General features: G+C 71.1%; 6 protein-coding genes and 1 rRNA gene. 3 read left to right on the forward strand and 4 right to left on the reverse strand.

The annotated features are described in order from the left end of the window. Positions 1-25: 25 nt before the first annotated feature. From GQS09_RS07485 to GQS09_RS07495, 3 genes are all read left to right on the forward strand, one after another. Entirely contained in the window at positions 26-946 is a 921-nt protein-coding gene (locus GQS09_RS07485) for an HAD family phosphatase (protein WP_165985202.1), read from the forward strand. A gap of 345 nt (positions 947-1,291) precedes the next feature. Then, a complete protein-coding gene (locus tag GQS09_RS07490; RefSeq protein WP_165985203.1) occupies positions 1,292-2,083 on the forward strand; it encodes an ECF subfamily RNA polymerase sigma factor, BldN family in 792 nt (263 codons plus the stop codon). Positions 2,084-2,248: 165 nt separating this feature from the next. Beyond that, the gene (locus GQS09_RS07495) at positions 2,249-3,583 is read left to right on the forward strand and encodes a DUF5667 domain-containing protein (RefSeq protein ID WP_399552437.1); all 1,335 of its coding nucleotides are present in this window, start codon (positions 2,249-2,251) and stop codon (positions 3,581-3,583) included. A gap of 307 nt (positions 3,584-3,890) precedes the next feature. Here the strand turns inward: GQS09_RS07495 and GQS09_RS07500 are convergent, their stop codons facing one another. The 4 genes from GQS09_RS07500 to rrf all read right to left on the reverse strand — a co-directional run bounded on the left by GQS09_RS07500 (position 3,891) and on the right by rrf (position 6,444). Continuing rightward, positions 3,891-3,989: a 30S ribosomal protein bS22 gene (locus GQS09_RS07500; protein WP_003948845.1), complete on the reverse strand. Its 99-nt coding sequence runs from the start codon at positions 3,987-3,989 to the stop codon at positions 3,891-3,893. Between the two features lie 192 nt (positions 3,990-4,181). Further along, positions 4,182-4,391 carry a helix-turn-helix domain-containing protein gene (locus GQS09_RS07505; RefSeq protein ID WP_093841768.1) on the reverse strand — a complete coding sequence of 70 codons (210 nt, stop codon included), beginning with the start codon at positions 4,389-4,391 and terminating at the stop codon, positions 4,182-4,184. Between the two features lie 670 nt (positions 4,392-5,061). Further along, positions 5,062-6,234 carry an acetoin utilization protein AcuC gene (locus tag GQS09_RS07510; RefSeq protein WP_165985205.1) on the reverse strand — a complete coding sequence of 391 codons (1,173 nt, stop codon included), beginning with the start codon at positions 6,232-6,234 and terminating at the stop codon, positions 5,062-5,064. A 92-nt stretch (positions 6,235-6,326) separates the two neighbouring features. Further along, positions 6,327-6,444 (reverse strand): 5S ribosomal RNA (gene rrf / locus GQS09_RS07515). Positions 6,445-6,476 lie beyond the last annotated feature (32 nt).

The raw sequence follows: 6,476 nt of genomic DNA on the forward strand, positions 1-6,476 counted from the left end.
CGCCCGGGATGGTTATGCTCGACACATGCGCCGCCCGCCCCGACCCGAAGCCGCCGACCGGAGCGAGCTGGCCGGTGCGGCCGCGGCCGAGGCGGCTCTGCGCGCCCTTCCGCAGCCCGGCTCCGGCGGTGACAGCGGGCGGGATACCGAGCCCGGGGAATTCCCGGTGCCCGGCGATCCGCTGGCCGCCGCCTTCTTCGATCTTGACAATACGATCATGCAGGGCGCGGCGATCTTCCACCTCGGCCGCGGCCTGTACAAACGCAAGTTCTTCCGGAAACGCGAACTGCTGCGCTTCGCCTGGCAGCAGGCATATTTCCGGTTGATCGGCGATGAGCACGCAGGTCACATGCAGGATGCACAGGACAGCGCGCTGTCGATCGTCCGCGGTCACCGGGTGTCGGAATTGACCTCGATCGCGGAGGAGATCTACGACGAAAATCTGGCCGGCCGGATGTGGCCGGGCACCCGGGCGCTGGCCCAGGCCCATCTGGACGCCGGACAGCGGGTCTGGCTGGTCACCGCGGCCCCGGTGGAGATGGCCACGATCATCGCCCGCCGGCTGGGGCTGACCGGTGCGCTGGGCACCGTGGCCGAATCGGTGGCCGGCACCTACACCGGGCGCCTGGTGGGCGAGCCGCTGCACGGTCCGGCAAAGGCGGTGGCGGTCCGGGCGCTGGCCGAGGCCGAGGGCCTGGACCTGTCCCGGTGCGCCGCCTACAGCGACTCGGCCAACGACATCCCGATGCTCTCCATGGTCGGCCACCCCTACGCGGTCAACCCGGACAGCAGGCTGCGGGCCCACGCCCGGCGGCACGGCTGGCGGCTCCGGGACTACCGCACCGGCCGCAAGACCATCCGGGTCGGGGTGCCGGCCGCGGCCGGCGCCGGGGCCGCGGTGGGCGGCGCCTTCGCCGCCCTGGCGCTGCAGCGCCGCCGCCGCTGAGCGCGCGCCGGGCCGGCGCGGTGCGGGCCGCAGCGCACACGGCCCATCGGACCGTTCTACCCCGGCCGCCGCACCGGCAGACCCCGACCGCCCGACCGAAGGAACTCGGTCCGCCGTCGGGGCAAAGCAATCCCGAACCGATCAGGTTCGGCATGGCGATGGCATGGCGCGCCGCGCTCAACGCGTAACACTTCAAACCTAATCGGCGATTTTCGCAACTAGGCGTAGCACGTCCTGTACGAAGCGTTATTCTCCTCAGACGCATCCCGGCTCGTGCGTCACCCACCAGGTGACGCCCGGGCCGCCCGCACTGCATGTGTTGGAAGCTCTGCCTCTGGGAGTCCCGTGTACCCACACGTCGGGGTTGACGCCTCGGGCCTGGCATCGCTGCGCACGACGGTCATGGACCAGTTGCGCGGCCTCGTCCCCACCGCCGCCGGGCCCCACCTCGCCGCCGCTGTCCCCGCCGGGCCCGCCTATGCCCTGGCCGAAGGCGCGGCCGGCACCGCACCGGTCCGCAGACGAGCCCGCCGCACCGCCGGCCCCCGTCCGGCGGAGGCCGCCACCGCGCGCCGTGCCGCCGAGAGCGAGAGCCGCCGGATGATGGATCTCGTCGAACGTGCGCAGAGCGGCGAGGCCGAGGCCTTCGGCCGCCTCTACGACCACTATTCCGACACCGTCTACCGATACATCTATTACCGGGTGGGGGGCCGGGCCACCGCCGAGGACCTCACCAGCGAGACCTTTCTGCGTGCGCTGCGCCGGATCGGCACCTTCACCTGGCAGGGCCGCGACTTCGGGGCCTGGCTGGTCACCATCGCCCGCAATCTGGTCGCCGACCACTTCAAGTCCAGCCGCTTCCGGCTGGAGGTCACCACCGGGGAAATGCTCGACGCCAACGAGGTGGAGCGCAGTCCCGAGGAGTCGGTGCTGGAGTCGCTGTCCAATTCCGCCCTGCTGGACGCGGTGCGGCGGCTCAACCCGCAGCAGCAGGAGTGCGTGACCCTGCGCTTTCTGCAGGGCATGTCGGTGGCGGAGACCGCCCGGGTGATGGGCAAGAACGAAGGTGCCATCAAAACCCTCCAATACCGGGCGGTCCGCACCCTCGCCCGGTTGCTGCCCGACGATGCGCGATAGCCGTTCTGTTGGCGCATTGCAATCGCCCGTATGCGATCAGTCAGATCATCATCCAGCCGTAACCCGAGTGCCCGGACGGTCGTTGTCGGGTTGCAGGCTCTCTGCAACCGCGGGTCGGAAAGCCGTGGACGAGCAGCGGGGAGCCGACCGTGCTGACGAGAGGAGGTGCCGCCCGTGCTCGGTTCCGTAGCGGGCCGGCGGGCCAACGCCTTCGCCCGAGCTCTCGACGAGCAAGCCCAAGGCGACCCCGGAGCCGGCGGGCGGACGGCGGACGGCCCCGCCCCGAGGGACCCCATCCCGGCGGAGCACACCACACCCGAGGAGACCGCCGAACGCACCGCCCTGCTGTCCCTGACAGCCGGGCTCCGGGCCCTGCCCAGACCGGCCCTCAGCGCCGAGACCAAGGCGGTCCAGCGGGCCAGGCTGGTGGCCGCCATGGAGAGCTCGCTGGCCGGCGAGGGCGTACCCGCCCTGCCGGACCAGCGGGACGGCCGGCGCGGCATCCACCGTGCCGCCCCGGCGCATGCCCTGGCCCGGCTGCGCCCGAGGTCCCGGCTGACCAAAGGGCTCGCGGCGGGCGGACTGACCGTCGGGGTGGCCGCGGGCGCCTTCGGCGGGGTCGCCGCGGCCTCCACCAACGCCCTGCCCGGTGACACCCTCTACGGCCTCAAGCGGGGCATAGAGGACTTCCGCCTGGACCTGGCCCACGGCGACGCCGACCGCGGCAAGATCTACCTCGACCACGCCTCCACCCGGCTCAACGAGGCCCGCCGCCTGATGGAGCGCCAACGGGCGGGAGAGCTGGACACCGAGCAGGTCGCCGAGGTGCGCACCGCCCTGTCCAGCATGCACGGCGACGCCACCGAGGGCCGCCGGCTGCTCGGCGAGGCCTACGAACGGGACGGCGAGCTGGGCCCGATGCTCACCCTGTCGTCCTTCCACGACCGCCACGACTCCACCTGGCAGGAGCTGCGCGGCAAGCTGCCGCACGAGCTGTCCGACGTCAGCGAGGACGTCAGCGAACTCTTCGACGCCATAGAGCAGGACCTGCAGCCCCTGCAGGACGTGCTGCCGCAGCGGGAGGACAACCGGCCGGCCCTGCCGTCCCAGCCCGGCGAGGGGGCCACCGGAGCCGGTCCGCTGACCGAGTCCCCGTACCCGGCCTCGCCCAGCCCCTCGCAGAGCGAGTCCGCCCCGGAGACGACCCGCGGGAGCGAACCGCGCAGCGAGGAGCCGGCCACCACGTCCTCGCCGTCCCCCGAGACCGGGGAACCCGACGGTGTCGGCGGCCTGCTGGGCGGCGGCAGCGGCGGCCTGCTCGACCCGGGCCTGAGCAGCGGCAGCGGCACCGGTACCGGCTCCGAGGCGGTCTCCGGAGGCGCCACCGAATCACCGGCCACCGGGGAGAGCTCCGGCGTCCCGGCTCCCGACGTGACCATCCCGCCGCTCATCGAAGGTCTGCTCCCCAGCCTCGGCCTCGACATGAGCCCGGACGAATAAGCCCGCCGCCCCGGCTGCCGGAAACGGCAACCGGGGCGGAATGGGCACCAGGGGGCAGGAATGGACCGGCGCGACGGGCAGTGGCCGGGCACGGGGGCGGGCAAGGGCAAGGCAACCGGCAACCGGCACGCACCGTGCGCGGCACGCACATCGCCGCATCCGAACCGACCAGAGGGGCGGTCCCTGGACACCTTGCCGGTGTCAGGGACCGCCCCTCAACGGCTCTCGGAGCCGTGCGAGCACGGTGCTCGTCAGCACGGCCCTCCCCTCCGGGCAGGAAGAGAGAGCCGCCGTCAGCGGCGCTCGCTCACTTCTTGTTGCGGCGCTGCACTCGCGTGCGCTTCAGAAGCTTCCGGTGCTTCTTCTTCGCCATACGCTTGCGCCGCTTCTTGATGACAGAGCCCACGACTACCCTCGCTTTTATCGATTACTCGGTGCGGGGCGTCCGAGCCCACACGACCTACACCCGGCCAAGCCTACCTTCCGACCCCTGCAATCGGTTAATCGAGGGGGCGGACGGACCGGAAGGGTGCGCCGTGTGGGCTTACGGAAGGGCTCCACGCGTGCCGCGCGCACTGCGCGCCGACAGTGTCCTGCGTTACGCGCTCTCGGCGCCGACGAAGGACTCACGCAGATACTCGTGCACCGCCTGCTCGGGAACCCGGAAGGACCGTCCCACCCGGATCGCCGGCAGATGACCGGCGTGAACCAGGCGGTACACCGTCATCTTGGACACTCGCATCACCGCGGCGACTTCCGCCACGGTCAGGAACTTGGCCTCACTGAGAAGCCTCTCACCAGCTGCCATGTCACACCTGACCTTCCGCACATGTCGGACACCGGCTTCCCCTCCGGTGACTCCCTCTCGCATGTGCGCTCCTCCCCAGGTTAGGGGCGCATGATGCAAGTGGGGAAGAGGTGCCGGAACTGGCTTTTCCCGTGCCAGGAACCACGTTTGGCCACATACCGGGTGTCTGGACACCCCGGAGGCGGCCCCGGACGGCCCGCACTCGGCCGCCGCCGGAGGGACCATGCCCCCGCATCGCACCAGGAACACCGCCAGCGTGTCCCCGCCCGTCTGACCGAAGCCGTCACTACCCCGCTGACCAGCACCGCAGGGCCCGGCCTGGCCGGCCGTCACCGCCCCGTCGCGCACCGGGCAACGGTCGGTAAAGGCCCCTGGCCCAGCCCGTGCGGGGCTCCGCACGGGGTCTGCGCAGACCGATACGTGGCAGGCGCACGAGTTGGTCCGAACTTCAACAACCGTCACTTGCTGATCGTCCGTCAGACGGGTCCACGTACGCCGAATCTCGTCGTTATGTCGATAGATCTCCCCTGCGGCGGGGGGAGAGGGGGCCATCAGCCGCCGACGGCGTCTCGGCCAACGATGCGTAGGAGCCGGGGAGGCATACGGCGGTCCCGCCCCCGACACCGGGGTACGGGGCGCGAAGACCGCGAGGGGCGTGCGCCCCGCGTGGTCAGGGAAGCAGGCCGTGAGCCGGATAAACCGCCTGCCGTGCGGCCCGAATCGCCTGGTCCACGGGATCGGCCGGATCGTAGCCGTCCTCCCAGGCACGCCAGGAGGGCCGGCGGCCGTCCGTCATCCGGGACGGCCCGCGCATGCGGGTCAGGGCGTAGACCTGGGCGAGCCATTCGTCCGGCACCGCCGTCTCCGGCTCGATGGGCGCGTGGGCGGCGATCGCCACCAGGTGCGTCCAGCTCCTCGGCACCACGTCCACAACGGCGTAGCCGCCGCCTCCAAGGGCCAGCCAGCGGCCTCCGGCGAAGTCGTGGGCCCAGGAGTGGCAGAGCTCCATGGCGGTCCGCTGGGCGTCCACGCTGAGCGCCAGATGGGCCAGCGGATCCTCGAAGTGGGTGTCCACCCCGTGCTGGCTCACCAGCACCTGGGGCGCGAAATCCGCGAGGAGTTCGGGCACCACGGCGTCCAGGGCGCGCAGCCATGCGGCATCGCCGGTGCCCGGCGGCAGCGGCACATTCACCGCATATCCCGTCCCGGCACCGTGCCCGGTCTCCTCCGGCCGGCCGGTGCCCGGGTAAAGGCTCCTCGGGTGCTCGTGCAGGGAAATGGTGAGCACCCTGGGATCGTCCCAGAACGCCGCCTGGACGCCGTCCCCGTGATGGACGTCCACATCGACGTAGGCCACCCGCTCGGCACCGAGTTCCAGCAGCCTGGCAATCGCCAGCGAGGCATCGTTGTAGACGCAGAAACCGGCCGCACTGCCCGGCATGGCGTGGTGCAGGCCGCCGGCGAAGTTCACGGCATGATCGGTGATTCCGTCCCAGATCGCCTCGGCGCCGCCGATCGACTGTCCGGCGATCAGCGAGGACACCTCGTGCATACCGCGGAAGGCGGGAGTGTCCGCGGTGCCCAGCCCATAGGTCACGTCCGCGCTCGCGGGCATCGCCGAGGCCCGCTTCACCGCGGCGACATAGTCGCCGCGGTGGACGAGCTTGAGTGTCGATTCGCCCGCCGGTTTCATCGCCAGGACCTCACACGCCCGCTCCAGGCCGAAAGCCTCCACCAGACGCATCGTCAACGCGAGCCGCACCGGGTCCATCGGATGCCCCGGGCCGAAGTCGTACCCGGTGACCGCCTCGTCCCACAGGAGCCAGGATCTGCCGCTGCCCATGCGGCCACGCTATACGAAGTCCCCGGCCGAAAACAGAAGAAGGGGCTCCGCCCGGTGGTAAAACCGGGCGGAGCCCCTTCTTCTCATGTTTTGTTCGGCGGCGTCCTACTCTCCCACACGGTCCCCCGTGCAGTACCATCGGCGCTGCAAGGCTTAGCTTCCGGGTTCGGAATGTAAACCGGGCGTTCCCCTCACGCTATGACCACCGAAACACTATGAACCACACCACCACACACACGCAC

The sequence above is a fragment of the Streptomyces sp. YIM 98790 genome, from assembly GCF_011421595.1.
GTDB lineage: Bacteria > Actinomycetota > Actinomycetes > Streptomycetales > Streptomycetaceae > Streptomyces.